Consider the following 25,513-nt stretch of genomic DNA (forward strand, 5'->3'; position numbering starts at 1 on the left):
TGCGTGTTGGATGACCCCATGAGTCCGACGCGCTGGGGCCCGCCGATCGACGTCCTCCCGTACTTCTCGAAGGAAGAACAGGCGCTGCTGACGCTGCTCGGCGCGCTGACCGAGGAGGACTGGACGCGGCCGACGATGTGCACCGGCTGGTCGGTCAAGGACGTCGCCGCGCACCTGCTGGGTGACAAGGTCGGCCGGCTGTCCCACGGCCGCGACGGGCACGCGGCGGAAGGCCCCCGTCCGGGTGAGGCCTTCCCGCGGTTCATCGACCGGATCAACGAGGAGTGGGTCGTCGCCTGCCGCCGGCTCTCGACGGACGTCCTGCTGACGATGCTCTACGAGTTCATGGGCCAGACGACCGAGTACTGGGCGCAGCTCGACCTCGACGCGCCCGGCATCCCGGTGTCCTGGGCCGGCGACGAGCCCGCGCCGCGCTGGCTGGACGCGGCTCGCGACTATTCGGAGTTCTGGGTCCACCAGGTGCAGATCCGCGAAGCGCTGGAGCACACGCCGCTCGAAGCGGAGTACGCCGAACCGATCGCCGACACGTTCGTCCGCGCGCTGCCGTACACCCTGCGTGACGTCGACGCCCGCGTCGGCAAGCAGGTCGGCTACACCGTGACCGGCCAGGGCAAGTGGTACGCGCGGCGCGAGCGTGACGGCTGGACGCTGGACCGCGGCGCGCCGCCGTCGCGCACCCCGCTGGCCACGGTGACGACGGACCTGGACACGTTCTGGCGGCTCTGCACCCGCAACGCCGCGAACCTCGACCGCGTCCGGACGACCGGCGACGAAAGCGTTTGCGCGCAGGTCCTCACGATGACGTCGATCATCGTCTGAAGGGCACTTTCACGTGAAAGTGCCCGTTCCCGCGGGCGTAGCTCCGGGCTAGCGGCCGCGCGCCTGCTTCCGCAGCTGCAGGATGCGGGCGCCGCCGATGAGCGCGACCAGCGCCGCCCCGCCGATGGCCGAGAACAGCATCGCGATGGCCAGCGGCAGGCTGCCCTCGCCACCGAAGAAGTGCACGGTGACCGAGTCCAGGTTCTGCAGGATGAAGATCAGCAGCAGGACCAGCACCAGCAGGCCGGCGATCACCGCGACCCAGGTGCCGCTGATCCGGGTCCGCTTGATCTTCGCGGGCGCGGACGCGGGCCTGGCCGGCGCCGGGCGCACCGGCGTCGCCTCCTCCGCGCCCGGCCGGACGTCGCCGGCCCGCAGCTCGGCGGGTTCCAGGGCGCCTTCGGGCACCTCGGTGCCCGGCAGGTCGTGGTGGGTGGGACCGGTGGGGCGGTCGGCCGCGCCCCCGCGCGCGTGCGTCATGGGTTCAGTGTCCGTCCGGCGCGCGGGGTCCGCTGGTTCAACCCCCCTAACGGGCGAAACCGTCGACCTCCCGCAGGACGCGGAGGGTGTTCCGGCCGGCCAGTTTCGCGCAGTCGTCCTCACTCCACCCGCGCTCGAGCAGTGCCGCGAACAGCACCGGGTACTTGGACGTGTCCTCCAGCCCCTCCGGCAGCGAGCCGACGCCGTCGTAGTCGCCGCCGAGGCCGATGTGGTCGACGCCGGCGACCTCGCGGGCGTGCTCGACGTGCGCGACGACGTCCTCGACGGTGGCCACGGGCTTGGGCGGGGCGTCCCACCCCTTGACGAACTCCCCGCGCTGCGTCAGGTTCCGGTACTCCAGCCCGGCTTCGGCCATCGCGGCCTCGAGCTGCTCGTTCCAGGCGGCGACCTTCGGCGAGACGAACGCCGGCACGAAGGTGATCATCGCGACGCCGCCGTTGCCGGGCAGCTTGGCCAGGACGTCGTCGGGGATGTTGCGCGGGTGGTCGTTGACCGCGGTGCAGGAGGAGTGGCTGAAGATCACCGGCACCGAGCTGACCTCCATCGCCGCCCGCATCGTCGACGGCGCGACGTGCGAGAGGTCGACCATCATGCCGATCTTGTTCATCTCGCGGACGACGTCCCGGCCGAACTCGGTGAGGCCGCCGTGGACCGGCTCGTCGGTGCCGGAGTCGGCCCAGGTGGTGTTGAAGTTGTGCGTCAGCGTCATGTAACGGACGCCGAGGCGGCGCAGGACCCGCAGCACGCCGAGGGACTCGGCGATGCTGTGGCCGCCCTCGGCGCCGAGCAGCGACGCGATCCGGCCGTCGGCGAACGCGGCCTCGGCCTCGTCCGCGGTGGTGACCAGGCGCAGCCGGTCGGGGTAGCGCTCCACCAGCTGGTGGACGACCTCGACCTGTTCGAGGACGGCCGTCACGGCGCTGTGGCCTTCGAACTCACAAGGCACGTACACGGACCAGAACTGCATGCCCAGCTTCCCGTCGGCGAGCTTCGGGAAATCGGTGTGGAGGGCGGGCTGCCGCACGGTCAGGTCCAGCGACGCGGCCGCCTCGACCGGGTTCGCGCCGCCGTGCTGCCGCAGCTCCCACGGCAGGTCGTTGTGCCCGTCGGCGAGGATGACGGCGTCCAGCAGTTTGGTAGCACGCTGTAGTGCCTCGTTAGTCATCGGCCGATCGTAGGGACGTGCTGCATACGCCTCGTACAAACCTCCTGACATCTTTCCCGCAAGAAGTAATCCGGCGAGGTGCCGGGGTAGAATCCCGGGCGTGGACACCGACGACGACGAGATCGTCACCTGGTGGGGCCTGGTCATCGAGGGCTACCTGGCCACCCAGGACAGGCTGATGGGCGAGATCGCCGAGCGCTTCGGGCTCGCGCCCGCGTCGTTCGACATCCTGCTGCGGCTCGTGCGCTCGCCCGAGCACCGGATGCCGATGACCCGCCTGGCCACCGAGGCGGCGCTGTCCAGCGGCGGGTTCACGAAGGTGGCCGACCGCCTGGTGGCGGCCGACCTGATCTGCCGCGTCCCGAGCCCCGACGACCGCCGCGTCACGTTCGCGTCCCTGACCGACCACGGCCTCGACGTGGCGAACCGGGCCCGCGCGGCGGCGGCCGACATCCTGCGCCGCATCGTGCTGACGCCGCTGGGTGAGGACGCCCCGGCACTCGCCGAAGCGATGCGGACACTGCGCGCGTTCAACGCGGATCGTTGAAAAAGTCGAGGTCACAGCCGTGCGCATGACGGCGCACCATGGGAGTCATGCTGACCGATGCGACCATCACGACGATGCTTCCGGTGACCGACAGTGAACGCGCCGGCCACTTCTACGCGGACGCCCTCGGCCTGGAACAGACGGGGAAGGGCGAAGACGGCACCCTGTTCTTCGCGGCGGGCGGCGGCGCGATCGGGCTCCGGCCGATGCCGGCCGGGGCGCAGAGCGAGAACACGGCGCTGAGCTTCGAAGTCGGCGACCTGCCCGCCGAGGTCCGGGCCCTGGAGGAGCGCGGCGTGCGGTTCCAGGACTTCGAGCTCGAGGGCCTGCGGACGGTCGGCCACATCGCCGAGCTGGGCACCGAGCGAGCGGCGTGGTTCAACGACTCCGAAGGCAACGTGCTCTGCCTGCACGAGGTCACGGGCTGACCCGCTGGGGGCGCGGGGGTGCCGGGCCCGGTTACCGGCACCCCCGCGTGCGCACCCCTACGCCAGCGAAGGCATCAGCTTGACGGCGTTCCCCGACAGCACCCCGTTCAGCACGTCCTCCGGCCACCCCAGCCCGGCCAGCGCCCGGACGTTCGCGGCCACCGAAGGCACACCCGGCCAGTCCGTCCCGAACACGAACTTGCCCGCCAGCCGCGTCAAGTCGAAGCGCCGGTAGTACTCCGGGAGCTTCTTCGGCGGCAGCCCCGCCAGGTCCAGCCACACGTTGTCCCGCGCCAGCGCCAGGAACGCCGCCACGTCGTACCACCAGCCGCGGCCGCCGTGGGCGAAGACGAACTGCAGGGCCGGGAAGTCCTCGACCACGTCGGAGAGCAGCTCCGGGTTGCCGAAACTCGTGCGGGAGCCGGGAAAGCTCGACGTTCCCGAGTGGAGGATCACCGGCACCCCGCGCTCGAGGCACAGCTGGTAGACCGGGTACAGCTCCTTGTCCGCCGGGGAGAACGCGCCGTGCACCGGGTGGATCTTCAGCGCCACCGCGCCCAGGTCCAGCTGCCGCGCGACCTCCGCCGCCGCCGGGTGGTGGACGTACGGGTTGACGTTCGCCACCAGCCGGAACCGCGCCGGGTTGAAGGAAACCAGCGGCAGGTTGTCCTCGATCGGCTGAATCCCGGTCGCCCGCGGGCTGTACTCGCAGAACAACAGCACCCGGTCGACGCCTTCGGACTCCATCAGCTCGTCCATCGCCGCCGGGACGACCTCCCCCGAAGCCGAATACACCGAACGCCACGGGTACGCGCCCGCGAAGTCGTGGGCCCACTGCAGCCACGCCGGTTTGAGCGTCGGCAGCCGAGGGGTGTGGACGTGCGCGTCGACCACGAACCGACCGTCGATCATGGGCGCGGGGCCACCGCCCGCAGCACGTCGCGGACCTGGTCGCGGATCACGTTGCGGCGGATCTTGCCGGTCGCCGTCTTCGGCAGCTCGGCCAGTTCGACGACCCCGCGCGGGCGTTTGAACGCCGCCAGTCCCTCGCGGCAGAACTCGATCAGCTCGGCCGGGTCGACGGCGAACCCCGGGGCGGGCACCACGCACGCGACCGGCTTGTCGAGGCCGTCGGCGTCCGGCGCGGCGACGACCGCGACCTCGGCCACCGCCGGGTGCTGCCGCAGCCGTTCCTCCACTTCGGACGGTGACACCCAGATCCCGCCGGCCTTCAGCATGTCCCCGAACCGGCCGAGGCACGAATAGGTCCCGTCCTCGTTCCGGACGTAACTGTCGCCGGTCCGCAGCCATTCGCCCTGGAAGACGAGCTTCGTGGCGTCGTACCGGGCCCAGTACCCGGTGGCCGTCGACGGCCCGGCCACGAACAGCTCGCCCGGCTGCCCGGCGGCCTCGATCACCGCCCCGGCTTCGTCGCGGATCTGCACCGAATAGCCGGGCACGGGGACGCCGGTGCTGCCCGGCCGCACCGAACCCGGCTGGTTCGACAGGAAGATGTGCAGGGCCTCGGTCGAGCCGATGCCGTCGAGGATCTCCAGCCCGAAGCGCGCGCGGAACCGTTCGAACAGCGACGCGGGCAGCGGCTCGCCGGCCGAAACGGCGTGCCGCACCGAGGAAAACGAGTCGTCCGGGACGTCGCTGGCGAGCAGGGCCGCGTAGAACGTCGGAACCGCGAAGAACAGCGACGGCCGCTCCTCGCGCGCGCGTCTCGCGAACAACGCGGGTGTGGGCCGCGAAGGCTCCAGCAGCGTCGTCCCGCCCGCACCGAGCGGGAAGAAGCACGAGTTCCCCAGCCCGTAGGCGAAGAAGAGCTTCGGTACCGAAAGGAACCGGTCCGCCGACGTCGTCGCCAGCACGCTGCGGGCGTACGTCTCGCAGACCGCGCGGATGCTCGCGTGCCGGTGCATCGCGCCCTTCGGCCAGCCGGTCGTCCCCGACGTGTACAGCCACAGGGCGGGCGAGTCCGCCCACGTCCGTCCATTCGGGACAGAACCGGCCAGCGACGGCCAGTCGTGCGTCCGGACGCCGAACCCGGCCGCGTCGCAGCGGTCGAGCACGACGTCGGTGACCTCGGGAGCCAGCTCCAACGCCGTCAGCGCCTGCCCGGCGAACTCGCCGGACACGCACAGCACACGCGCCCGCGAGTCGGCCAGCACCTGGCCCAGCTCCGGCCCGGTGACCATCGTCGACACCGGGACGGCGACCGCGCCGGCCAGCATCGCGCCGAGGATGCCGGTGAGCAGCTCGACGTCGTCGACCATGCAGAACATGACCCGTTCTTCGGGCCGCACGCCGAGTCCGGCGAGCCCGCCGGCCACGCGCCGCGACTCCTCGGCGAGTTCGGCGTAGGTGAGGGATCGCCCGGGCGACACGACCGCGGTCGCGTCCGGGTGCCCGGCCTGCAGCAGGTACTCCGCGGCGTTGAACCCTGTCGCCACCAGGCCTCCTACGTGAGGTGGACGTACTCGTAGTCGACGGGCTTGCCGTTGATGCCCTGCCGCGGCGGCGCCACCCAGCTCGCGATCTTCCCGCGCTCGTACACCGGGTGCATCAGCGACCGGACGAACGTGAGGTCCTCGGTCGTGGGCAGCCACTTGCGTTTGCCCGCCTCCCAGGTCGCTTCGTCGACAATGGTGCCGTCGGGAGTGACGTGGTGGCCGGAGTTTATGCCCACTTCGCGGTTGAAGCCAGGGTGCGGCAGGCGGAACGCGTGGTCGATGCCCGCCTCGGCGAGGATCTTGTTCCAGCGCTTCACGCCGGTCTGGCAGTCGGCCACGTACTCGCTGCGCAGGTCGAGGTTCAGCAACAGGATCGCCTGCACCTCCTCGGTGGTCCAGGTGCCCTCGCCGGTCGGCCGCTCCAGCGTGCGGGCGTCCTCGGTGAGCTTGTGGTCGTCCTTGCGGCGGGTCTCCTGCCAGCGGCCCTTGAGCCCGGCCGTGTAGTAGTTCGCCGCGTTCGTCGACGTCTCGCTGCCGAACAGGTCCAGAGAGACGGTGTAGTGGAAGTTGAGGTACTTCTGGATGATGTCGAGCGGGATGCCGCCGTGCGGGCCGATGTCGAACGTGTCGTGCTCGCGGATCAGCTCGGCGCTGCGGGTCACCACGCGGTCGACGCCGGTGGTGCCGACCATCATGTGGTGGGCTTCTTCCTTGAGCATGAACTCGCAGGTGCGCGAGAGCGGGTCGAAGGAGGACTCCTTGAGCGTGCCGAGCTGGTACTTCCCGTCGCGGTCGGTGAAGTAGGTGAACATGTAGAACGCCAGCCAGTCGGCGGTTTCCTCGTTGAACGCGCCGAGGATGCGGGGCGCGTCCGGGCTGCCGGAGTTGCGCAGCAGCAGCCCTTCGGCCTCGTCCCGGCCTTCGCGGCCGAAGTAGGCGTGCAGCAGGTACACCATCGCCCACAGGTGACGGCCTTCTTCGACGTTGACCTGGAACAGGTTGCGCAGGTCGTAGAGGCTGGGCGCGGTGAGGCCGAGGAGTTTCTGCTGCTCGACCGACGCCGGCTCGGTGTCGCCCTGGATGACGATCAGCCGCTGCAGGTCGGCGCGGTACTCGCCGGGCACCTGCTGCCAGACCGGTTCGCCCTGGTGCTCGCCGAAGGCGATCCGGCGGTCCGGGTCCCGCTCGGCGAGGAAGATGCCCCAGCGGTAGTCGGGCACGTTGACGTGGTCGAAGTGCGCCCAGCCTTCGCGGCCCACGCTGACGGCGGTGCGCAGGTAGACGCCGTGCGTCTCCAGCGTCGGCCCCATCTCGCCCCACCAGTGCAGGAACTTGGGCTGCCAGCCCTCCAGGGCCCGCTGCAGCCTGCGATCCTCGGCGAGGTTGACGTTGTTGGGGATCTTGGCGTCGTAGTCGATCTTCTCGGGCATCTGCGCTAGACCCGCTTCCTGTCGAAGACGGCCTTCTGTCCCGTACCGTAGCGGCGCAGCGCGCCTTCCGGCCCGGATGCGTTCGGCCGGGTGAAAATCCAGTTCTGCCAAGCCGCCAGCCGGCCGAAGATCTTGGTCTCGATGGTCTCGGGACCGACGAACCGGTGGTTGGCCTCCATCCCGGTGAGCGCGTCCGGCGAGAGCGACGCCCGGCCTTCGAGGGCGATCCGGATCTCGTCCGCCCAGTCGAGGTCGTCCGGGGCGTCGGTGACCAGGCCGAGTTCGAGGGCTTCGGCGGCGCTCAGCTCGCGGTTCTTTTCGCGCGCGAGCCAGGCGAGGTGGTCGTCGTCGCCGTAGAAGCGCGCTTGGAGGCGGGTCAGGCCGTTGCCCATCGGGAAGGCCCCGAAGTTGGCGTCGGTCAGCTCGATCGAAGCACGTTCTTCGGAGTCTTCGTCGTCGATCGGCGGGCCGTCCAGGATGTACTGGCGGTCGGCGGCCAGCGCGAGCTCCAGCAGGGCGCCGGTGAAGCAGCTGCCCGGTTCGATCAGCGCGATCAGGCTGCGGCTGGTGACGTCGAGGCGCTTGAGGGTGCGCTTGAAGTAGTGCGTGATCTCGTTGGCCAGCCAGTCCTTCTGGCCCAGTACGGCCGCTTCGTGCGCCCGGACCTTGGCCGGATCCCCCTGGGTCTTGAGGATCCACGTCCCGGCCTCGACCTCGTTGGTGCGCAGCCGCAGGATGGCGTCGTCGAGCTCGCGGGTCATGGCGAGGAACCAGCCGCCCGCGCCTTCTTCGTGCAGGTCACCGGGGTCGGTTTCGGGTCCCTTGACGGTGATCGTGGCCTGGTTCTTCTCGAGCGCTATGTCGACATAGCGATGTTTCAGCGGGGTCAGCTCGATGCCCCGGCCGGCCTGCTTCTCGGACGCGCGGGCGAGTTCCCGCGCCTTTTCCAGGACCTTTTCGCGGAAGTCTTGGCGCGGCACCAGTTCGTCGACCAGGCGCCAGTCGACCGCCGTCTTGCCCTTGACGCCGTCCGGGCGGGTGGCGAAGACGTCGGCGAGGTCGCGGCGCACCCGTCGCTTGTCGACGACCCGGGTGAGGCCGCCGGTGCCGGGCAGCACGCCGAGCAGCGGCACCTCCGGCAGCGCCACGGTCGAGGAGTTGTCGTCGATCAGGAAGATCTTTTCGCAGGCCAGCGCGATTTCGTAGCCGCCGCCGGCGCAGGTGCCGTTCACCGCGGCCACGTACGTCTGGCCGGAGTGCTGCGTGGCGTCCTCCATGCCGTTGCGGGTCTCGTTGGTGAACTTGCAGAAGTTGACCTTCCAGTGGTGCTCCGACGCCGCGAGCATGCGGATGTTCGCACCGGCGCAGAACACCTTGTCCTTGGCGCTGGTCACGATGACCACGCGGACCTCGGGGTGCTCGAACCGCAGCCGCTGCGTGGCGTCGTACAGCTCGATGTCGACGCCGAGGTCGTAGGAGTTGAGCTTGAGCTCGTACCCCGGGACCAGGCCGCCCTGCTCGTCGACGTCGAGCTCCAGCCAAGCCACCTCCCCGTCGACCCGCAGCCGCCAGTGGCGGTACTCGTCCGGACGGCGGTCGAAGGCAACCGGTGTGGTGGTGGTCACTTCCCGATTGTCTACATGAGTCAAACGAACGTCAATGTTGTGTAGAAACTTGATCTCGGGTGCTCACCCGGTTGAGCGTGGCCCACGCCCAGGTCAGGAAGACCCACAGGGTCAGCCCGGCCGCAGCGTCGGTGAAGATCGTCGCGAACCAGAACGCCGGGATCTGCGGCACGCCGGTCAGGAAGTGGCCCAGCGTGATCAGCCCGGCCAGCGAATAGACCAGGAGGAACGCCAGCGCCCGGTGGTACCGGCCCTGCGTGTACGCCCGGTAGCCGAACCAGCCGAACGCGGTGAAGACCACCCAGGCGAGGGCGACGGCGATGCCGCCGGCGAGCGGAGAGACGCCCCGCAGCTGCGGGTAGTCGGCGTACCGGACAGTGTTGTGCGTGTAGTGCAGCGTCGTGCTGAGCAGCGAGAAGCCGAGGATCACCCGAAGGGGCGCCAGTCCCTTGTCCATCAGAACCCCCAGATTTGATAGATCGCTCTAGCGAGGCTACCGCCCGGGCACTTTCACGTGAAAGTGCCCAGGCGGCACTTTCACGTGAAAGCGACCGTCAGACGAGGTCGATGCGGTGCTGGACCACCCGGTAACCCGCCTTCGCGAACGCCTTGGCCATCGGGACGTTGCCGACGTCGGTGCCCGCGATGATCCGGTCCGCGCCGTACCCGGCGAGGTCGTGCGTGGCCTCGGCCAGCAGGTCGTAGGCGTAACCGCGGCCCCGCTGCTCCGGCACCACGGCGATGTAGCCGATCACCGGGTCGTAGACGTTGCGGCTTGGCAGGGAGAGACCGACGAGCTCGCCTTCGGGCGTGTACGCCAGCCGCCACCAGTCCCGCGGCCCCGGCATCCACTTCATGATGTCGAGATCCTCCTGCGCGGCCGCATCGATGCCGTGCTCTTCGACGGCCTGCCGCGCGTGCGCGTCGAGGCTGCCGACGTGCACGCGCTTGAAGACGTCGAGGACGACGTCGTCGTCCGGCTCCGGCCGGAACTCGAGCCGGCCGGGCCGCTCCGGCAGGCCTGTTTCCGGTGTCCAGCGGAAGCGATGGCGCTCGACGAGCTTGCGGTAGCCCGCCTGCTCGGCCGCTTCGACGCGGCCTTCGACTTCGCGTGCGACGTCCGCGTCGTCCCGCCACGCCGGTGGCGTGTGCAGTGCGTACTCCGCGCGCAGCGGCGCGGCCTTCAGCAGCCGGACGGCCGCGTCGAAGTCGGTGAAGTCGAACCAGTCCAGCGCGACCGGGGTCTCGTCGCCGGGCTTGGCCCACCAGGCCGCGCGGGCCACGACGACGTCGTCGCGCAGGGCGACCCAGGTCCACTCGGGCCGGTACTCGCCCTGCTTCGCCATCTCGGCGAAGTCGTCGCCGAGCAGCGCGCGGCCGACGAGCCCGCGGTCGGGCAGGGAGGTGAAGACTGCTTCTTCGCCCGCTTCGAGCGGGCGAACGACCAGATCGGTCATGGTGATCCTTCCGGGAGCGCGCTCCCGGGGTCAGATACCCGGCACCCTCATACCGGGGTGGGAGCGCGTGATCGAGTGGGTGATCATCGGTCCCACCTCCTTTCGCCTGGTCGAGGGTGCGTTCCCGACCTTAGGCGGGCCCGCCCGCGGTGCTCAACGGATTTTCTGCAGCACCACGCGCGTGCTCAGCCGCGGTTCGGCGTAGGAGTGCGACGCCGCCAGGACGTACTCGCCCGCGATGTGCTGCCAGCCGTCGCGCCAGACCTCGGCGGACCTCGGTGCGATGACGATGTCGGCTTCGGCGGTCTCGCCCGGCCCGGCTTCGACGCTCGCGAACCCGGCCAGCCAGCGGTGCGGCCGGTCGCCGCGTTCGGTCGGCGCCAGGTAGAGCTGGACGACTTCGCGCCCGGTACGCGTTCCCGTGTTGCGTACGCGGACCCGGACGCGCGCGCCGCCTTCGTCGTCCGGGTACGCGTCGAGTTCTTCGTACTCCCACGTCGTGTAGCCCTGCCCGTGGCCGAACCAATACGCGGGTTGCCGGCCTTCGCGGGCCCAGGCGCTGTACCCGATGTACACGCCTTCGCCGTACTCGAGCACGCCGTCTTCCGGCGTCACGTCGGTGACGGGCGCGTCTTCCAGCTTCGCCGGCCAGGTCGTCGGCAAGCGGCCACCGGGTTCTTCGCGGCCGAAGAGGACGTCCGCGAGCGCGTCGCCGCCGGCCTGGCCGGGGAACCAGGTGAGCAGCACCGCGGCGACGTCGTCGCGCCACGGCAGCTCCACCGGGGAACCGGCGTTGACGACCACGACGGTGTTCCGGTTCGCTTCGGCGACCCGGGCGACGAGCTCGTCCTGCCGCCCGGGCAGGGCGAGGGATGTCCGGTCGAAGCCCTCGCTTTCGACCTCGGCGGTCGTGCCGACCACGACGACCGCGACCTCCGACTTCGCCGCCAGGGCCACGGCTTCTTCGATGCTCGCGTCCGGGTCGAGGACCGGGCCGCGGTGGCCGAGCGCGAAGGTGACCCAGGCGAAGGTGCCCCTGGCGAACTCCGCCATCTCCGAGGGGATCCAGTAGGTCAGGCTGATGTCCACCGGCTCGCCCGCGGTCAGCTCGGCTTCCCGCCGCTGCTCGTGCACCTGCATGATGGACGTGAAGATGTCCCCGCCCTCCGGCAGGTTCACGCCGTCGAAGAGGGTCCGGCCGGCGACGGTGAGGCGGAGGTCGCCGGGTCCGGTGATGCCGAAGGTGTGGGTGCCGCTCCGCTCCGGGAGGAACGTCCCGGTGATCTCGACCGAGGCGAGCGTGCCGATGCCGAGGCCGGCCGGCAGTTCGCCGATCCAGTCAATCCTGGCGCTGCGCAAGGGGAATTCCGCGAGTTCGGTGCCGTCGGCGGCGCGGGCGGTCGCGCGGAGCCGGAAATTGTCGGTGGCGGTCGGTAACGTCGTGCGCGGATCGGCACCGGGCGCGTAGGTGAGTTCGGTGCCCGCGGGAACGGCGGCCTTCAGGCCGTCGAGAGGGGAGACGATGTGGTCGGGAAACACGGTGGCACTGCCACCGCCGAGGATCTTCGGGTCGGCGGCGAGCGCGCCGATGAGCGCGATGCTCTGCGGCTCCCGCAGCGGCAGCAGCCCGGTTTCGTTGCGGAGCAGCACGAACGACCGGTGCGCGACCTCGCGCGCGACCGCGTCCCCGTCCACATAGGACTCCTCCGGCGCGGGGCTGCCGCCGAGCGCGCCGGTCCGGTGGGCGAGCAGGAGCACGCGGCGGACCATGGCGTCGACGACGGCTTCGTCGACTTCGCCGCCGCGAACCGCCTCGGCGAGCCGTTCGCCGAACACCGTGCGGGGCCCGGGCATGGCGACGTCGAGGCCGCCGTTGGCGGAGGCGACGGTGTCGCGCGCGGCCAGCCAGTCGGAGACCACGAAGCCGTCGAAGCCCCATTCGTCGCGCAGCACGCCGTTGAGCAGCTCGGCGTGCTGGGTCATCGTGACGCCGTTGACGCTGTTGTAGGCGGCCATGATCCCCCACGGCTTCGCGCGCCGGACGATGAGCTCGAAGGGCGCGAGGTAGAGCTCGCGCAGGGTGCGCTCGCCGACGCGGACGTTCGCGGTGAAGCGTTCGGTCTCGAAGTCGTTGGCGACGAAGTGCTTGACCGTGACGGCGACCCCGCCGTCCTGCACGCCGGTGACGTAACCGGCGCCGACCATCCCGGTGAGGAGGGGATCTTCGGAGTAGCACTCGAAGTGCCGCCCGCCCAGCGGCGAGCGGTGGAGGTTGACCGTGGGGGCGAGCAGCACGTGCACGCCCTTGCGCCGGGCCTCCTGCGCGAGCAGCCGCCCGGCTTCGACAGCCAGGCGCGGGTCCCAGGCGGCGGCGAGCGCCGTCGGGCTGGGCAGGGTGACCGAGGGGTCGTCCGGGCTCCAGCGCGTCCCGCGGACGCCGACCGGGCCGTCGGAGAGGACCAGCGACGCGAGCCCGATCCGCGGCAGCGCGGGCAGGGACCAGACGTCCTGGCCGGCGAGCAGGCTCGCCTTGGCGTCCAGATCGAGTTCGGCCAGCAGCGCTTCGACGTCGAAGCTCATGGGCATCCTCCGCGGTCGGTCCTGCCGCCACCCTACCTGGCGAAGAGTAGTGAACGTTATCTTTCCGTGACACTCTCTCCCGTAGGCTCGGGATCATGACCCGGGCCAGGGGCGCCGACCGCCGAGCCAGCATCGTCCGAGCGGCGTTCGAGGTGATCGCCGAGCGCGGCTACCGCGGCACGTCACTGGCCGCGGTCGCCGAGCGCGTGGGGCTGACGCAGCAGGGGCTGATGCACTACTTCCCGACCAAGGAAGACCTGCTGACGGCGGTGCTGGAGACCCGTGACGAGTGGGACCTGCTGCACTTCGGCCACGACCGCTCGGCGATGACGGTGAACCAGCTGGCCGAGCTGGTCGACTACAACGCGACGCGGCCGGGCATCGTCCAGACGTACACGGTGCTCTCGGCGGACAGCGTCACCGAAGACCACCCGGCGCGCAAGTACTTCCAGGACCGCTACGCCCGGGTGCGGGCGGGCGTGACGCAGATGCTGGAGCGCCACCGCGACGAGCTGCCCCCGGGAACGACGCCGGAACAGCTCGCCCCTCTGGCGATCGCCGTCCTGGACGGCCTGCAGCTGCAGTGGCTCCTCGACCCGGCGGAAGTCGACATGTCCACCGGGTTCCGCACGTTCCTGACGTTGCTGGGGGTGAAGCCGGACTGACGTCAGCGCACTCCCACGCTCTGCCGGTCCACCTCGATCAGCGCGACCACCCGTTCCTGCTCCCGCGAGTACGGCCCGCCGATGTACTTGGTCGCGATCCGGTCCACGACCTCCCAGGCGGCGTCGCCCTCGAGCCATTCGGTCACCCGCCCGCGGATGATCACCGGCTCGAACGGGTTGTCCGGCGGCGTCAGGGAAAGCGCCACCCGGGGGTCGCGTCGCAGGTTGCGCGCCTTCTGCGAGCCCGGGCCGGTCAGGATGGCGATGCGGTCGCCCTCCGGGTCGACCCAGACCGGGACGGCGTGGGGGGCGCCGTCGGGCAGGACGGTCGCGAGGTGGCCGATCGCGGTGGTGGCGAGGATGCGGCGGACGTCGGTGTCGAGCATGGTCAGCTCCTCATCGGGTTTCAGGCGACTGCGTAGTGGAGGTGGGTGACGCCGGGCGCGGCGACGGCTTCGACGAGGCGGAGCCGCACCTGCGACGGCAGTTCCCGGAAGAACGGCCGGCCGCCGCCGAGCAGGACCGGGACCTGGTGGAGCACGACCTCGTCGACCAGGCCGGCCTGCAGCGCCGAGGCCAGGACGCCGCCGCCCATCAGACCGACGTCCTTGCCGCCTGCCGCCTCGCGGGCCGCCGCGATCGCGTCCTCGACGTTGCCGACGAGCGTCTGCCGCTCGGTCAGCTCCGGCGCCGGCCGGGTGCTGACCAGGAACAGCGGCGCGCCCGGGTGCGGGCTGCCGCCGCCGAAGCGTTCCGAATCTTCGTAGGTGTTGCGGCCCGCCACGACCGCGCCGACCCGGCCGGCCAAGGCATCGAAAACGCGGGCGCTCGGCTCGCTCAGGGTGAAGAAGCCGAAGACCTCGCTGCGGGTGTCCCCGTCGGAGTACCAGTCGAAGAGCGTGCCGCCGTCGCCGAGGCCCCGGCCGGGACGGGCGCCGCGGCCGGTGATGTAGCCGTCGACCGACACGGCGTGGGCGCTGAAGACTTTGCTCATCGCGGTGCTCCTCTCTGAGTTCCTTCAAGAGACTCCAGAACCGTAGCAGCTCGAGTTCCTTCAGGGAACCCCAAGTGCTAATCTCGTCCCATGCAGCGCACGAACTTCAGCGAGCTGGCCGCGTGCTCGATCGCGCGCACGCTCGACGTCATCGGCGAACCCTGGTCACCGCTGATCCTGCGGGACGTGTGGGCGGGCATCAGCCGGTTCGAGCAGCTCCAGGCGGACCTCGGCATCTCGCGCAAGGTGCTCACCGAACGGCTGAACCACCTGGTCGAAACGGGCGTCCTCGACCGCCGCCCGTACGACCGCCGTCCGCGCTACGAGTACGTCCTGACCGAAAAGGGCACCGAACTGGTCGACATGCTGATGGCGATGACCCGCTGGGGCGACAAGTGGCTCGCCGGCCCGGCGGGCCCGCCGGTGCTCTACCGCCACCACGCGTGCGGCGAAATCAGCAGCGTCGACCTGCGCTGCGCCCACTGCGGTGAGCCGATGCACGCCAACGACGTCGACCTGCTGGCCGGCCCGGGCGCGACCCGCTGAGCTACCCGAGCGGCGGCCCGGACACGATTTCACGCAACCGCTGCAGCGTGCGCAACGTCGTCTCCAGATCCGCCGTCGGCACCTCGGCCGCCACCTCTTCCGCCCACTCGACCTGCGCCGCCCCCAAGGCCCGCATCGCCGCGCGCGCCCGCCGCGTCAACGACAACAAAGGCGCCCGCGCGTCGTCCGGGTTCGGCCGGCGGTCGAGCATTCCGTTGCGCAGCAACCGGTTCACCGTCTCCTGCACGCTCTGCCGGCGCAGCCCACGGCGGCGGGCCACCTCCGCCGCGGTCGCCGGGCCGTCCTCGAGGAAGCCGAGGACCTGCCACTGCGCCGCCGTCAGCCCGACCGGTCCGGTGAGCGCGTCACCCGCGGCGAGGAAGCCGCCGTTGCACGCGAAGACGGCGTCGATGACGCGGGTGAACGTTTCGGCTCGAGGCGACCGCATGCGTGCTAGTCTCGCACATCGACAGGTACCTGTCGAAACGGAGACGACCATGGACATGCCCCGACTCGGTCCCGCACACGAAGCGCTGAAAGCGTTCGTCGGCGACTGGACCGGCACCGAAGAACTCGCCGCGTCACCGTGGGCGCCGGCTTCGACCGCGCACGCGGACTGCGAGTACCGCCTGGCGCTCAATGGTTTCGCCGTGGTCCAGCACTACTGGCAGCGCCGGGAAGACGGCTCGGAGTTCCTCGGCCACAACGTCTTCACTGCCGACCCGGTCACCGGAGAGACGCTCTGGTACGGCTTCGACAGCTACGGTTTCCCGCCCGAGTCGGCCGCGCGCGGCACCTGGACCGGCGCGACGCTGACCCTGGAGAAGAAGACCGCGCGCGGGGTCGCCCGGCACCGGCTCACCCCGGACGGCGAAACGCTGACGCACGAAATCGACGTCCGGATGGGTGAAAACCCGGGGTACAGCCCGTTTTTACGCGCGCGGTACACCCGGACGGGCCAGTAGCGGGCCGGAAACTGTCGGACCCCCGGAGTACAGATGGGGTGTGACCAGAACCGCCGAGCCGCCCCCGCTGATCGGGGTCGAGAACGTCAAGATGCCCGAGTGGGCCCGCGTCGACGAACGCGTGGCCGCGGCGGGCTTCGGCCAGGCTGTCCGCACGCTGCCCACCGCGATCTCGATCGTGCTGCGGCTGGCGTGGCGGACGTCGCCGCGGCTGACGCTGCTGGCCGCCGTCGTGCACGTCGTCTCCGGCTGCGTCACGGCGTTCGGCCTGCTCGCCACGGCCAACGTCTTCACCGCGCTGCTCGAACAGGGCCCGACACCGGAGCGGGTGCTGCAGTCCCTGCCGGCGATCGCGGTCGTCACCGGGTCCTACGCGGCGCGGGCGCTGCTGGACGCGGCCGTTGCCGCCGTCGAAGGAGCGCTGCGGCCACGGGTCACCGCCGCGGCGGACGACGCGGTGACGGGCGCGGTGGTGCGCGTCGCGCTGATCGCGTTCGAGGACGCGGACTTCCGGGAGCTGGCCCGCCAGGGCGCGCGGTTCGGGGTGCGGGCGATCGAGACGAGCCTGCGGCGGCTGGCGGACCTGACGTCGTCGGTGATTTCGCTGGCGGCGGCGATGCTCACGGCCGGGCTGCTCAACCCGTGGCTGGCCCCGGTGCTGCTGCTCGCCGCGGCGGCCGACGGCTGGGCGGCCGCGCGCGTCGCGAAGCTGAACTACCGGCACTTCCTGGACACCGTCGGGCGCAACATCCGCAAGTCCGTCGTCGAGGAGGTGGCCACCTGGCGCTCGATGGCTCTCGAGCGGCACGCCTTGACGCTGCAGGAGCCGCTGCTCGGCGAGTACCGACGGATCTCGCAGAGCCTCACGCGCGAAGAGATCCGGCTGGCGCACCGGAGCAACCTGGTGCGCACCAGCGGGCGGGCGGCGGCCGGCTTCGGCACGGCCGTCGCGTACCTCGTGCTCGGCTGGCTGCTCTACACCGGCGGGATGGAACTGGCGCTGGCCGGCACGGCGGTGCTGGCGATGCGCACGGCGTCGACAGCGCTGTCCAACACCATGCGCGCGGTCAACTCGCTGTACGAGGATTCGTTCTACATCGGGTTCTACAACGAGCTGCTCGCCGAATCCCGCAAGCGGCAACCACCGCCGACGTCGGTGACGGCGCCCGCCGACCCGGCCGAGATCCGGCTGGAGGGCGTCACGTTCACCTATCCGGGCCGGGAGAGCCCGGCGCTGCGGGACGTGTCGGTGACGATCCGGCGCGGCGAGGTGGTCGCGCTCGTCGGCGAAAACGGCTCGGGCAAGACCACCCTCGGCAAGCTGCTGACCGGGCTGTACCCGCCGGACGAAGGCACGGTCCGCTGGGACGACGTCGACCTCGCGCACGCCGACCCGGCATCGGTGCACGCGAACATCGCGGTGATCGCCCAGGAGCCGGCGGAGTGGCCGATGACGGCGGCGAACAACATCACGGTGGGCCGCCTCGGCCGCCCGGACCCGGATCGCCAGGCGTGGCGCGAAGCGGTCGGCTACTCGGGCGCGGACGAGGTGATCGGCTCCCTGCCGGCGGGCGAGCACACGGTGTTGTCGAAGAAGTTCGACGAGGGCCACGACCTGTCCGGCGGCCAGTGGCAGCGCATGGGCATCGCCCGCGGCATCTACCGCGACGCGTCGGTCCTGGTGGCCGACGAACCGACGGCGGCGCTCGACGCCCGCGCAGAGGCCCGCGTGTTCGCCGGTTTGCAGCACGCGAGCCGTTCGGGCCGCGGCCGCCGCACGACGGTCCTGGTGACCCACCGCTTGGCCAACATCCGCTCGGCGGACCGGATCCTGGTGCTGGAGAAGGGAAGACTGATCGAGCAAGGCACCCACGACGACCTCATCCGCGCGGGCGGCGTCTACCACGAGCTGTACGAAATCCAGGCCCGCGCCTACCGCAACGACCCCCCATAACCACCACCCCCGCCCAACACCCACCTCACGCACCCCAGTACCGCCACGCCCCACCCAGCCAACCCCGCACCCAGTCTGTCGGCCCGCGTACCCAGGCGGTCGGCCCGCGTACCCAGGCGGTCGGCCCGCGTACCCAGGCGGTCGGCCCGCGTACCCAGGCGGTCGGCCCGCGTACCCAGGCGGTCGGCCCGCGTACCCGGACAGTCGGCTGGCGGGCCCGGCGGTCGGCTCGCCGGCCGACCCTCCAGGTACGCAATCCGACCCTCCAGGTACGCGAACCGACCCTTCAGGTACGCGAGTTCGCTGGTCCGGTTCGCGTCACTCGCGTGATTGCAGGCGGAACTCGCGTGATTGGGCGCGTATCTCGCGTGATTGGGCGGGCATCTCGCGTGATTGGAGGGGTATCTCGGGTGGGTGGGGGTCAGGGGGTGAGGGTTAGGAGCCTAGGTGGGAGAAGTGGGCTGCTACTCGGGTGGCCGGGTGGAGCGGGACCGCGTCCGTCATGCCGCCCGTCAGGACCAGCCAGCCCGGCTCCAGGGCCGAGCCGCGCGCCGCGAGGGTGTTCGCCGCCAGGGCCAGGGCCTCCGCCGGGTGGCCGAGGACCGCCGCTCCCGTTGCCGTGTCCACTATCTGGCCGTCGACCTCCAGCAGCGCCGCCTCCAGCGAGAGGTCCAGCGCGGCAGGCGGCAGACCCACCGGGCCCACGCTGAAGTACGCCGACGAGCCGTTGTCCGCCACCGCGTCCGGGAGCGTGAACCGGTAGTCCGCGTACCGGCTGTCGATCACCTCGATGCCGCCGTACACGCGGTCGACCGCGGCCAGCGCCGTTGCCGCCGTCACGCCCGGGCCGGCGAGACGGCGGCCCAGCACGAACACCAGTTCCGGCTCCGCGCGCGGGTGGATCAGCGACGGCACCGGGACACCCGCCGGGAGCACCATCGCGTCCGTCAGCCAGGCCAGCAGCGGCGCGTCGATGCCCATCCGCTGCTGCTTGGCGCGGGACGTCAGCCCCAGCTTCACCCCGATCAGCGTCTCGCCGCGGGCCCGGCGCTGCCGCAGCGCCTCGTCCTGGATCGCGTACGCCGTGTCGACGTCCAGCTCCGGCCAGTCGGCCGAGAGCGGCGTGCGCTCCGAAACCGTGGCCAACAACGAAGCCGCTGCTTCTCGCACGTTCACGCGTCCTCCGATGCAGGAGCAGGAGCGAAGACCGCGGTGACGCTGCCGACGCCGGCGATGGTGGTGACGACCGTGTCGCCCGGGGACACCGGGATCGCCCGGGTCATCGACCCCGGCAGCACGACGTGCCCCGGTTCGAGGGTGACGCCCAGCGGCCCCACCGTGTTCGCCAGCCACACCAGCGAGTTCAACGGCGACCCGAGCACCGCGCCGCCCGCGCCGGTCGCCGCCACCGTGCCGTTCCGGTACAGCACGCAGCCCGCGAGACGCAGGTCCGCGGCCGAAAGCAAAGTCGGGCTGCTGCCCAGCACCACCCCGCCCGACGACGCGTTGTCCGCGATCGTGTCGAAGAGCGAGATCTTCCAGTCCCGGATGCGGGAGTCGACGATCTCCAGTGACGGCAGCACGAAGTCCACCGCCCGGACCGCGTCGGCGACCGTGACACCCGGGCCGCGCAGGGCCGAGCCGAGCACGAACGCGATCTCCGGCTCGATCCGCGGCTGCAGGAACGCCGACGTCGGGATCGGCTGGTGCTCCAGGTGGAACATGCTGCCGGTGAGGTGCCCGTAGTCGGGCTGGTCGACGCCCATCTGCCGCTGCATCGCCGCCGACGCGAGGCCGACCTTGTGCCCGCGGACGGCGTCGCCACCGTCGACCCGGTGCCGCACCTGCTCCTGCTGGATCCGGTACGCGTCCTCGACACCCGCGCCGGGATACGTCTTGATCAGCGGCTCGATCGGCTCGCGCGTGGCGCACGCCCGCGCCAGGGCCGATGCGGCCGCCTGCACCTCGCTGACATCCACCCCGGCGACTCTGCCGTGCGCACCCGGCACGCACAAGCGACGACGTTCCGCCCAACGGAACTCTCGCCAGGCAATCTCTTGCGCGCGAGATAAATCGGGCGTACCTTGAAGTGACCACCAGGAAGGACGTGAGGGACATGGCACCGACCCAGGCCGAGGTCACCAAGCTCGCCGAAGCCCGTGACGCGCTGCGTGAACGCCACCTGCACCCGGCCGCCGACCGCCCGGCGACGAACGGCCGCGGCATCCACCACACCGCGCTGATCTCCAGCGACGTCGAGCGGACCATCGAGTTCTACCAGGACATCCTCGGCTTCCCCCTCACCGAGCTGATCGAAAACCGCGACTACCCCGGCTCCAGCCACTTCTTCTTCGACGTCGGCAACGGCAACGCGGTCGCCTTCTTCGACCTGCCGGGCCTGGACCTCGGCCCGTACGCCGAAGTCCTCGGTGGACTGCACCACCTGGCCCTGTCCGTCGAGCCGGAACGCTGGACCGCCATCAAGGACAAGCTCGACGAAGCCGGCGTCCAGTACCTGCTGGAGAGCAAGACGTCCATCTACCTGTCCGACCCGGACGGGGCCCGCGTCGAGCTGATCTCCGACCCGCTCGGCGAGATGTACGGCGAGAAGATCGGCTGAAAGCGTGGTCCGGGCGTCGCGCGCCGCATACCCTGTGCGCGACGTCTGGAGGTCCGATGTCCGATTGGTCGCTCTCCCGCGCGAAGGCACGGCTCGATCGCCGTGAGCAGCTCGACGAACTCACCGCGCGCACCCGCTTCGAGGTGCGGCTGCACCTGAACGAGCCCGCCACGAACGGCGCCTACGACGAGCTGACCAGCATCTTCGCCATCGGACACGGCGAATGCGCCGCACTGCTGGCCCACCACCGCCTGCTGCCGTGGTGGGAGCGCGCGCTGGTGTTCCGCTACGCGCGGCGCATGCACGGCAAGGCGATCACCCGCAGCGTCGGCGCGGTGCCTGCCGAAGTCGCGCCGCAGGCGGCCCGCGCGTTCGGCGCCGAAATCGCGGAGCTGGCCCCCGGCTCCGGGGACACCGGCGCGAAGTACGACCTCCAGGGCCGCGGCCTGCTGACCGTGTTCCGGATCGCCGTCGGTGCCAAGGGCGCGACCTGGGCCGACCGCCACGAAGTGGCGACGACATCCGCCCGCAACATCCTCACCTGCGCCGCGACCTTCGCCCACCGCAAGCCGTGGCACGTCGTGTGGCCGGTCTACCGGGTCCGCGGCCTGCGGCTCTGGAAGCTTTGAGGCCGGTCGCGCGTTCCCCCGGTATGAACGCAGAGGAAATCCTCGCCGGTGCGAACACCATCGCCGTCGTCGGGCTGAGCCGCGATCCGGCCAAGGCCGCGCACGGCGTCCCGGCGGTCCTGCAGGCGCACGGCTTCCGGATCATCCCGGTGCACCCGACCGCGACCGAGCTGCTCGGCGAGAAGGTGTACCGGTCGCTGAAGGACATCCCCGAGCCGGTGGACCTCGTCGACGTCTTCCGGCCGTCGCCGGAAGCACCGGGCATCGCGCGGGACGTCGTCGAGATCGGCGCCAAGGCGCTGTGGCTGCAACAGGGCATCGTCTCCGCCGAAGCGCGCCGCATCGCCGAAGAAGGCGGCCTCGCCTACGTCGAAAACCGGTGCACGGCCGTCGTCCGCGCGACCGCCTCGATCTCGAAGAGCTAGCCGGACGCTCCGAAGTGGACGATGCGGTGGTTGCCGGTCTCGGCGACCCAGACACCGCCCGCGCCGTCGTCGGCCATGTCCCGCGGGGAGCCGATCGGCTCGGACGTGTCAGGCAAGGCGGCACCTGTGCGGGTGTCGAAGCGGGCCACGCGCCCGGTGTCGTCCACCAGCAACCGCCCGGCCTGGTCGAGCGCGACGGCGCGCGGCCGCGCCAGGCCGCAGAATTCGCGCACGAACCCGCCCCGCCAGGAGAACTGGACCACACGGCGGTTCCCGGTGTCGGCGACGTAGACGTTGCCCGCCGCGTCGACCGCCACTCCTTCCGGCGCCTTGAGCCGCCCGGCCAGGACGCGCACGAGCGCGCCGTCACGGGTGAACGCCTGGACCCGGTCGTTGCCGGTGTCGGCCACCCACACGCGGCCGCGCGTGTCGACGGCGATCCCGGCCGGGGCGCGGAACTGCCCCGGCCCGGCGCCGGGGCCGCCGAACGAACGCGGGAGCGCGGCGACTTCACTGCTGGTCACGGCACCAGGATCACCGGCCGCGAGCCACGGCGGCCAGCGGCGGGAGGAGTGTTCAGCGACTGTTCCGCCTCCGCTCACCAGCTCCAGCGCGAGCACGTCCGGCGGCCGAGGAAGCTGTACGCCGGCAGCGGCCCGAGCCAGTCGGCCTGGACGCCGTCGTCGCGGCCGAGCCCGGCGACGGTTTCGCGCACGACGAGCAGGTCGCCCAGCCCGACCAGGAACGCCCACCGCTCGTCGGCGCTCTCCCCCGCCAGCAGCGCCACGGAGTCGCGGGCCCGTTCGGCGACCCGCGCGAGCAGGACGTCCGAGCGGGCCGCCCGCCACGCCGACCCCGGTTCGGTGAACCGGAGGCAGACGTGCACCTCGGCCAGGCCGTCGAGCCGGTCGAGGTCGGCGCGGTGGGTGTCCGCGGCCGGGGCGAGCACCTCGGTCCGGACGGCGGCTTCGTCCTCGGCCACGGTGCCGAACCGGACCGGCAGCACCGGGCCGCCCTCGACCAGCGCGGACACGACCGCCAGGTGCGCTGCCGGATCGGGCTCGGGCTCGCCGACGACCATCGCGAGGTCCTCCCAGCACACCGTCCGCGGCGCCCGCGGGTGCCCGGCCCGCACGACGCCGTAGAGCTGCAGCGTCACGGCTGTTCGACGGGGACGCCGCCGGTCATCCGGTTGGCCACCACCCCGGCCGGCACACCCGCCGCAATGTTCGCCGAAGAATCGGACGAAAAAGCCAATGTGTCGACCTTCCTTTCCGGAACCGGTGATCCTCCGTGCCGGGAAACGGATTTCCCGCCGGACTTCCGATTCAAGTGTTTCCGGCACAGCGCAAGGGCGGCGATTTCGTCATCGCTTTCCTCGTCGGTTGATACTCACCGTAGCAACCGGGACAATCGCACGGATGAGCGCTGGATCACGGGATTTTTCACCGGTTCGCCGGAACGATTGGGCGGTCCGCGGCAACCGGCGGGAGCAGATGGCGCAACCCGCGGACGCCCGGCGGCACCAATTACCGGAAACCGCCCGATCGATCACGATAGAGTAACGTCCACCAGCCGGTAGCCCACCCCGCGGACCGTCTCGATGGTGTGCGTGCCGAACGGCGCATCGATCTTGCGCCGCAAGTAACCGATGTACACCTCGACGACGTTCTCGTCGCCGTCGTAGTGCGCGTCCCAGACGTGGCTCAGTATCTCGTTCTTCGACAGCGCCGTGCCCGCCCGCCGCAGCAGGAACTCCAGCAGGCCGAACTCCCGCGCGGTGAGCTCGATCCGCTTCTGTCCCCTGTGGACGGTCCGGGCGGAGGGGTCGAGCCGCAGGTCGCCCGCCTCCAGCACGGCCGGCCGGGCCGGGGCGCCGCGGCGCAGCAGCGCCCGCAGCCGGGCGATGAGCACGACGAAGGAGAACGGCTTGGACAGGTAGTCGTCGGCGCCGAGGTCGAACGCGTCGGCTTCGTCGTACTCGCCGTCCTTCGCCGTCAGCATCAGCACCGGCGTCCAGTTTTCCGCCGCCCGCAGGCGTTTGAGCACCTCGTAGCCGGACAGCTCGGGCAGCATGATGTCGAGCACCACGACGTCGTACGCGTGCTCGGTCGCCCGCCAGAGGCCCTCGCGACCGGTGTGCGCGACGTCGGCGGTGAACCCCTCGGCGACCAGCCCCCGCCGCAGCGTCTCCGCGAACTCGCGCTCGTCCTCCACGATCAGCAGGCGCACTACTCCTCCTTCGGCAGGTCGATCACCGGCAGCTCGATCACGAACCGCGCGCCCGGTTCGCCGGACTCGGCGTAGCGCGCCCGGCCGCCGTGGCGCGCCGCGATGCCGGCCACGATCGGCAGGCCGAGGCCGGTCCCGCCGTGCCCGCGCTGGCGTGACGCGTCGAGCCGGACGAACCGCTCGAAGATCCGTTCCCGGTCCGCTTCCCCGACGCCGGGGCCGTCGTCGCTCACCTCGACGACGGCGAGGTCGCCGCGCACCGAACTGCTGACGCGGATGCGCGTGCGCGCGTGCCCGCGCGCGTTGTCGACCAGGTTCCGCACGGCCCGCCGCAGCTGGGCCTCGCTGCCGTGCACCTTGGCCGGGCCGGCCCGGACCTCGACGTCCACCGTGCTTTCGCCGCGGAGCCGCTCGGCCTCGGCGCGGACGATGTCGTCGAGGTCGACTTCGGCGCGCTGCGGCCGGTCGGTCGCGTCGTCGGTGCGGGCCAACATGAGCAGGTCGTCGACGAGCTCACGCAGCCGCGCGGTCTCCCGGGCGATCACCGGCACCAGGTCCCCGGTGCTCTCCGGGTGCCGCCCGGAGACGTCGAGCGCGGTGCTGATCGTCGACAGCGGCGAGCGCAGTTCGTGGCTGGCGTCGGCGACGAACCGGCGTTGCGCGGCCTGGGCCGACGCGAGCCGGGACAGCATTTCGTTGAGCGTCACGGCCAGCCGGTGCACCTCGTCGCCGCCCGGTGGCAGGGGCACGCGCGCGGCGAGGTCGCGCGTCGAGATCTCGGCGACGGTCCGGCGCATCCGTTCCACCGGCCGCAGCGCCGAACCGACCGCGCGGTACACGGCGAGCCCGGCGATCGCCAGCAGCGGCACGGCGATCAGCCCGAACAGCAGCGTCAACCGCGTCGACGCCTCCGTCACCGGCTCCAGCGAGCGCGCGGAGATCACGGTGAACGGCCCGCCCGGCCCGTTCACCTCCTGGGACACCACGCGGTAGTCGTTGCTGTCGCCGTTCAGCCCGAGCGGCAGCGTTTCGACGGTCTCCTGCCCGACGGCCGGGCGGGCCGTGGTCAGCGGCGGGTGGCCGACGATCGCCGGGTCGCTCGCGATCGGCGTCCCCCGCGCGTCCAGGACCTGTGTGACGGCTTCGGTGTCCCCGGTGCTGGCGACGTCGCTCGCGCTCAGGTCACGCGCACCTTCGCGGACGAGCTGGATGGCGACCTGCCGCCCGGTGCTGCGGGCGCTCTCGGTGACGCTGCGGTCGAGCGACTCTTCGAGCAGGAAGACCACGACCACGCCCGCGGCGGCGATGGCCAGCGCGAGCGCGAACACCGCCACCGCGGTGGTGCGCATCCGGACGCCGGTCGCGGCGATCACCCTGCCCAATCTCACCAACGCAGCGTAACCACGGGCGAGCCCCGCGCGCGGGCGGACCAGCGGCGGGGCGCCCGCGGCCAC

At 71.3% G+C, this 25,513-nt stretch carries 28 protein-coding genes; 10 read left to right on the forward strand and 18 right to left on the reverse strand.

All coding sequences use genetic code 11. The features are described 5' to 3' along the window. Positions 1–18 precede the first annotated feature (18 nt). Positions 19–840, forward strand: a complete 822-nt coding sequence (locus ACLJPY_RS28875) for a maleylpyruvate isomerase family mycothiol-dependent enzyme (RefSeq protein WP_410593149.1) — start codon at positions 19–21, stop codon at positions 838–840. A 48-nt stretch (positions 841–888) separates the two neighbouring features. Here ACLJPY_RS28875 and ACLJPY_RS28880 read toward each other — a convergent pair whose 3' ends face one another. Further along, entirely contained in the window at positions 889–1,320 is a 432-nt protein-coding gene (locus tag ACLJPY_RS28880) for a lipopolysaccharide assembly LapA domain-containing protein (RefSeq protein ID WP_410564113.1), read from the reverse strand. A 46-nt stretch (positions 1,321–1,366) separates the two neighbouring features. Next, positions 1,367–2,506, reverse strand: a complete 1,140-nt coding sequence (locus ACLJPY_RS28885; RefSeq protein ID WP_410593151.1) for a dipeptidase — start codon at positions 2,504–2,506, stop codon at positions 1,367–1,369. 100 nt (positions 2,507–2,606) lie between these two features. Here ACLJPY_RS28885 and ACLJPY_RS28890 point away from each other — a divergent pair, with 100 nt between their 5' ends. Together ACLJPY_RS28890 and ACLJPY_RS28895 are read left to right on the forward strand one after the other, a co-directional pair. Further along, the gene (locus tag ACLJPY_RS28890) at positions 2,607–3,053 is read left to right on the forward strand and encodes a MarR family winged helix-turn-helix transcriptional regulator (RefSeq protein WP_410593152.1); all 447 of its coding nucleotides are present in this window, start codon (positions 2,607–2,609) and stop codon (positions 3,051–3,053) included. Positions 3,054–3,100: 47 nt separating this feature from the next. Continuing rightward, complete coding sequence (locus ACLJPY_RS28895; RefSeq protein ID WP_410593154.1) at positions 3,101–3,481, forward strand: VOC family protein; 381 nt, start codon at positions 3,101–3,103, stop codon at positions 3,479–3,481. A gap of 57 nt (positions 3,482–3,538) precedes the next feature. On the opposite strand, the gene ACLJPY_RS28900 is transcribed toward ACLJPY_RS28895, so the two are convergent. From ACLJPY_RS28900 to ACLJPY_RS28930, 7 genes are all read right to left on the reverse strand, one after another. Next, complete coding sequence (locus tag ACLJPY_RS28900) at positions 3,539–4,393, reverse strand: amidohydrolase family protein (protein WP_410593155.1); 855 nt, start codon at positions 4,391–4,393, stop codon at positions 3,539–3,541. Then, a complete protein-coding gene (locus ACLJPY_RS28905; protein WP_410593156.1) occupies positions 4,390–5,937 on the reverse strand; it encodes a benzoate-CoA ligase family protein in 1,548 nt (515 codons plus the stop codon). Before ACLJPY_RS28905 ends, ACLJPY_RS28900 begins: the two co-directional genes overlap by 4 nt. Before the next feature lie 8 nt (positions 5,938–5,945). Continuing rightward, positions 5,946–7,367, reverse strand: coding sequence for a benzoyl-CoA 2,3-epoxidase subunit BoxB (gene boxB / locus ACLJPY_RS28910; protein ID WP_410593157.1), 1,422 nt, complete (start codon positions 7,365–7,367; stop codon positions 5,946–5,948). Between the two features lie 5 nt (positions 7,368–7,372). Continuing rightward, positions 7,373–8,992: a 2,3-epoxybenzoyl-CoA dihydrolase gene (gene boxC / locus ACLJPY_RS28915; RefSeq protein ID WP_410593159.1), complete on the reverse strand. Its 1,620-nt coding sequence runs from the start codon at positions 8,990–8,992 to the stop codon at positions 7,373–7,375. A 31-nt stretch (positions 8,993–9,023) separates the two neighbouring features. Then, positions 9,024–9,449 carry a hypothetical protein gene (locus ACLJPY_RS28920; protein ID WP_410593160.1) on the reverse strand — a complete coding sequence of 142 codons (426 nt, stop codon included), beginning with the start codon at positions 9,447–9,449 and terminating at the stop codon, positions 9,024–9,026. A 97-nt stretch (positions 9,450–9,546) separates the two neighbouring features. Continuing rightward, the gene (locus ACLJPY_RS28925) at positions 9,547–10,449 is read right to left on the reverse strand and encodes a GNAT family N-acetyltransferase (RefSeq protein ID WP_410593161.1); all 903 of its coding nucleotides are present in this window, start codon (positions 10,447–10,449) and stop codon (positions 9,547–9,549) included. A 153-nt stretch (positions 10,450–10,602) separates the two neighbouring features. Further along, positions 10,603–13,029 (reverse strand): beta-glucosidase H, encoded by a 2,427-nt coding sequence (locus tag ACLJPY_RS28930; RefSeq protein WP_410593162.1) that lies wholly within the window; start codon positions 13,027–13,029, stop codon positions 10,603–10,605. A 95-nt stretch (positions 13,030–13,124) separates the two neighbouring features. On the opposite strand from ACLJPY_RS28930, the gene ACLJPY_RS28935 reads away from it, so the two are divergent. Continuing rightward, positions 13,125–13,694 carry a TetR/AcrR family transcriptional regulator gene (locus ACLJPY_RS28935; RefSeq protein WP_410593163.1) on the forward strand — a complete coding sequence of 190 codons (570 nt, stop codon included), beginning with the start codon at positions 13,125–13,127 and terminating at the stop codon, positions 13,692–13,694. A 2-nt stretch (positions 13,695–13,696) separates the two neighbouring features. Here the strand turns inward: ACLJPY_RS28935 and ACLJPY_RS28940 are convergent, their stop codons facing one another. Together ACLJPY_RS28940 and ACLJPY_RS28945 are read right to left on the reverse strand one after the other, a co-directional pair. After that, positions 13,697–14,080 carry a PPOX class F420-dependent oxidoreductase gene (locus tag ACLJPY_RS28940; RefSeq protein WP_410593164.1) on the reverse strand — a complete coding sequence of 128 codons (384 nt, stop codon included), beginning with the start codon at positions 14,078–14,080 and terminating at the stop codon, positions 13,697–13,699. A gap of 20 nt (positions 14,081–14,100) precedes the next feature. Next, positions 14,101–14,688, reverse strand: coding sequence for a dihydrofolate reductase family protein (locus tag ACLJPY_RS28945; protein WP_410593165.1), 588 nt, complete (start codon positions 14,686–14,688; stop codon positions 14,101–14,103). Positions 14,689–14,778: 90 nt separating this feature from the next. On the opposite strand from ACLJPY_RS28945, the gene ACLJPY_RS28950 reads away from it, so the two are divergent. Then, positions 14,779–15,234 (forward strand): winged helix-turn-helix transcriptional regulator, encoded by a 456-nt coding sequence (locus tag ACLJPY_RS28950; RefSeq protein ID WP_410593166.1) that lies wholly within the window; start codon positions 14,779–14,781, stop codon positions 15,232–15,234. Position 15,235: 1 nt separating this feature from the next. Here ACLJPY_RS28950 and ACLJPY_RS28955 read toward each other — a convergent pair whose 3' ends face one another. Further along, complete coding sequence (locus ACLJPY_RS28955; RefSeq protein WP_410593168.1) at positions 15,236–15,682, reverse strand: MarR family winged helix-turn-helix transcriptional regulator; 447 nt, start codon at positions 15,680–15,682, stop codon at positions 15,236–15,238. Between the two features lie 49 nt (positions 15,683–15,731). Here ACLJPY_RS28955 and ACLJPY_RS28960 point away from each other — a divergent pair, with 49 nt between their 5' ends. Further along, positions 15,732–16,199: a DUF1579 family protein gene (locus ACLJPY_RS28960; protein ID WP_410593169.1), complete on the forward strand. Its 468-nt coding sequence runs from the start codon at positions 15,732–15,734 to the stop codon at positions 16,197–16,199. Positions 16,200–16,239: 40 nt separating this feature from the next. Next, a complete protein-coding gene (locus ACLJPY_RS28965; protein ID WP_410593171.1) occupies positions 16,240–18,153 on the forward strand; it encodes an ABC transporter ATP-binding protein in 1,914 nt (637 codons plus the stop codon). 435 nt (positions 18,154–18,588) lie between these two features. On the opposite strand, the gene ACLJPY_RS28970 is transcribed toward ACLJPY_RS28965, so the two are convergent. Both ACLJPY_RS28970 and ACLJPY_RS28975 read right to left on the reverse strand, forming a co-directional pair. Then, on the reverse strand, positions 18,589–19,302 hold the full coding sequence (locus ACLJPY_RS28970) for a 2-keto-4-pentenoate hydratase (RefSeq protein ID WP_410593538.1): 714 nt from the start codon (positions 19,300–19,302) through the stop codon (positions 18,589–18,591). A 23-nt stretch (positions 19,303–19,325) separates the two neighbouring features. Then, positions 19,326–20,132: a 2-keto-4-pentenoate hydratase gene (locus ACLJPY_RS28975; RefSeq protein WP_410593172.1), complete on the reverse strand. Its 807-nt coding sequence runs from the start codon at positions 20,130–20,132 to the stop codon at positions 19,326–19,328. A 137-nt stretch (positions 20,133–20,269) separates the two neighbouring features. Here ACLJPY_RS28975 and ACLJPY_RS28980 point away from each other — a divergent pair, with 137 nt between their 5' ends. Genes ACLJPY_RS28980 through ACLJPY_RS28990 form a run of 3 tightly spaced genes read left to right on the forward strand, consistent with a single transcriptional unit; the run spans position 20,270 to position 21,827 of the window. Continuing rightward, positions 20,270–20,773, forward strand: coding sequence for a VOC family protein (locus tag ACLJPY_RS28980; protein WP_410593173.1), 504 nt, complete (start codon positions 20,270–20,272; stop codon positions 20,771–20,773). A 56-nt stretch (positions 20,774–20,829) separates the two neighbouring features. Then, positions 20,830–21,402, forward strand: coding sequence for a hypothetical protein (locus tag ACLJPY_RS28985; RefSeq protein WP_410593175.1), 573 nt, complete (start codon positions 20,830–20,832; stop codon positions 21,400–21,402). Between the two features lie 23 nt (positions 21,403–21,425). Beyond that, positions 21,426–21,827: a CoA-binding protein gene (locus ACLJPY_RS28990; protein ID WP_410593176.1), complete on the forward strand. Its 402-nt coding sequence runs from the start codon at positions 21,426–21,428 to the stop codon at positions 21,825–21,827. Here the strand turns inward: ACLJPY_RS28990 and ACLJPY_RS28995 are convergent. The 4 genes from ACLJPY_RS28995 to ACLJPY_RS29010 all read right to left on the reverse strand — a co-directional run bounded on the left by ACLJPY_RS28995 (position 21,824) and on the right by ACLJPY_RS29010 (position 25,447). Next, positions 21,824–22,351 carry an NHL repeat-containing protein gene (locus tag ACLJPY_RS28995; RefSeq protein WP_410593177.1) on the reverse strand — a complete coding sequence of 176 codons (528 nt, stop codon included), beginning with the start codon at positions 22,349–22,351 and terminating at the stop codon, positions 21,824–21,826. The two genes, ACLJPY_RS28990 and ACLJPY_RS28995, sit on opposite strands and share 4 nt — an antisense overlap. A 74-nt stretch (positions 22,352–22,425) precedes the next feature. Continuing rightward, positions 22,426–22,986 (reverse strand): GvpL/GvpF family gas vesicle protein, encoded by a 561-nt coding sequence (locus tag ACLJPY_RS29000; protein WP_410593178.1) that lies wholly within the window; start codon positions 22,984–22,986, stop codon positions 22,426–22,428. Between the two features lie 392 nt (positions 22,987–23,378). After that, on the reverse strand, positions 23,379–24,059 hold the full coding sequence (locus ACLJPY_RS29005; protein ID WP_410593179.1) for a response regulator transcription factor: 681 nt from the start codon (positions 24,057–24,059) through the stop codon (positions 23,379–23,381). Then, positions 24,059–25,447: a sensor histidine kinase gene (locus tag ACLJPY_RS29010; RefSeq protein ID WP_410593180.1), complete on the reverse strand. Its 1,389-nt coding sequence runs from the start codon at positions 25,445–25,447 to the stop codon at positions 24,059–24,061. Before ACLJPY_RS29010 ends, ACLJPY_RS29005 begins: the two co-directional genes overlap by 1 nt. Positions 25,448–25,513 lie beyond the last annotated feature (66 nt).

The organism is Amycolatopsis sp. lyj-23, from assembly GCF_046549135.1.
GTDB lineage: Bacteria > Actinomycetota > Actinomycetes > Mycobacteriales > Pseudonocardiaceae > Amycolatopsis.